At 45.2% G+C, this 1,665-nt stretch carries 2 protein-coding genes; both read right to left on the reverse strand.

Going from position 1 to position 1,665, the window contains the following annotated elements; all coding sequences use genetic code 11:
• On the reverse strand, positions 1–708 hold a 708-nt coding region (gene istB, locus JCM14374_RS12780), incomplete at its 3' end, for an IS21-like element helper ATPase IstB (protein ID WP_054698167.1).
• Positions 709–1,665: Mu transposase domain-containing protein (locus tag JCM14374_RS13845; protein WP_172674237.1), on the reverse strand; the 957-nt coding region annotated here is incomplete at its 5' end.

Below are 1,665 nucleotides of genomic sequence, written 5' to 3' on the forward strand. Positions count from 1 at the left end.
GGAATGCTCCAGTCGGTAACTTTTGCCGCTGAATACTAATAAGTGACTGTAATGGACCAGACGGTCAATAATAGCACTGGTCAGCTTTTCATCAAAGAAGATGCCATTCCATTTACTGAATTCCAGGTTAGTAGTTATGATTAAGCTTTTCTTTTCGTAACAGCTGCTCACGACCTGGAACAGGAGCTGGGCACCCTGGCGATCCAGCGGGATGTAGCCCCACTCATCACAGATCAAAAGGTCTGCCTTTTCTAGCTGTTTTAAGAACCTGGAGAGGTTTCCCTTGGCTTTTGCATCTATGAGATCATTGACCAGGGCTGCTGTCCGATAAAATTTCACCTTCTTTCCCCGGTTACAGGCGGCTACCCCAACGGCAGTAGCCATATGGGTCTTGCCGGTGCCAACCGCTCCATAGAGGATCAAGTTTTCCTTCTTTTCGATAAAATCAGCATTCTTGAGTTCATCCAGGGTAATACTGGCTGGGATTTGAACCTGGTCAAATTCATATCCCTGAAAGGTCTTCATCATATCAAAACCGGCCTGTTTCAGGTAACGGTTCTTTCTGGTCATTTCCCGGTTTGAGAGTTCCATCTTAAGAAGCTTTAACAGGAATTCCTCATGGGTATCAGCTTCGAGTCCCTGGTAGTTTTCAACGATGCTGTTGCCCCATTTTAGTTGCCGGCAATAATCGGCAATTAATTCTTTCACCTAGATCACCCCCCTTAATAGATGATCGTAGGAGGATAGATCAGGGGAATAATCAGACATTTTAACCAGGTTTGAGGGTAATTTAAGATTATCCTCAATGGTTTCCTGGGTTAAGCGATAATAACTTAAGAGAATACTGTCTGATGTGGCTGTACCATTAGCCAGGCATTGTTCAAGAGAGCGGGTGGCAGTAACCATATCCCTTTCTTCAAGGATCTTCAGCAATACCTTCAGGCTGCTCTTTTTGCCATCATGATCACAGCTTGCCAGGTAGTCCTGCCAGGGATCAGGCAACTCCCGGTAAAACCCGGTATATTTTAAAGCGTTGGGACGCTTGGCCAGGGTAGTTAGATAGGGGTACCAGTTCATGGCTTCTAGGTTTTTGCCATACAGCCTTCTATGTTTGACGATGCTCTGGTAGTCTTCGTTAAGGATTTCTACCATATGAGCACCTGTTTTAATCCAGACTTCCTTTCCTGCCACTGCTGGAGAGGCAGAGTAGGTATTGGTTTCAAATTTAACCTTTCCAATTTTATTGGCTTTGGCTTTCTGCCATTTTGCCACTTCAAAAGGGTTTTCCGGTAAAGGCAGCATACCGGCTTTATCTTCTTCCAACAACCGTGCTATGAGCAGATTCTTCTTGTAGTGAACCCGCTCGTGGTCCTTTTCTGCCACGGCAAAAAGTCTTCGGTTGTATTCTTCCAGGTCATCAAACTCGGGCTCGGGTACGAAAAAGTTCCGGCGGCTGTATCCTACCTTGTTTTCAACATTACCCTTCTCATGACCGCTGTCCGGGTTGCAGAACCTGGCTTCAAATCCATAATGAATACTGAAACGCTGGAATCTGTCCGTTAGTGTCCTGTCTTGACCATTAATACCGGCTACTGCTGCTGAAAGGTTATCAAACCAGATGACTTTGGGAACATTTTTCATATGTTCAAATATGTCTATCATCCC

Source organism: Syntrophomonas palmitatica JCM 14374 (assembly GCF_001311885.1).
Lineage (GTDB): Bacteria > Bacillota > Syntrophomonadia > Syntrophomonadales > Syntrophomonadaceae > Syntrophomonas_A > Syntrophomonas_A palmitatica.